The organism is Helicobacter sp. T3_23-1059 (assembly GCF_053654515.1).
The window spans coordinates 1-400 of the sequence record NZ_JBSIUV010000244.1; the positions used below are offsets into that span (position 1 = coordinate 1).

Below are 400 nucleotides of genomic sequence, written 5' to 3' on the forward strand. Positions count from 1 at the left end.
ATTTTTGGGATATGAGTTTATGAATACTGATACGGCTTTGCGTGGCAACTCAACAACCGTGCGCACAAACTCTCTACAAGCGGGGCTAAACTATTTCCAAACATTTTCTATTACGGGCAAAGTGATGGAAGGCTTTATCAAAGCTAGCCTTAGAGGCAGTGTGGATTTTCCAGATTTTCGCATACACGAAAATGGGTTTAATATGCGACTAACTTCTAATGACAAATCCCCGCTCCCACTAATATATAATGTCGGTGCGGAAGTCAAAGGTGGCGTTACATTTTATCAGTTTAAGCGAAATAGCTATGTAAGCCCTGAAGTATCTCTAAGCTATGATGTGCTAGGCTCAAACGCGACAATGATAGAAAAGCCTAAAGTCAATGCTTTTGGTAACGAAAAC

At 40.8% G+C, this 400-nt stretch carries 1 protein-coding gene; it reads left to right on the forward strand.

What is annotated here, in order from left to right; genetic code table 11:
* A partial coding sequence (locus tag ACWIX0_RS14265; protein ID WP_454174626.1) for a hypothetical protein occupies positions 1–400 on the forward strand: 400 nt, incomplete at both ends.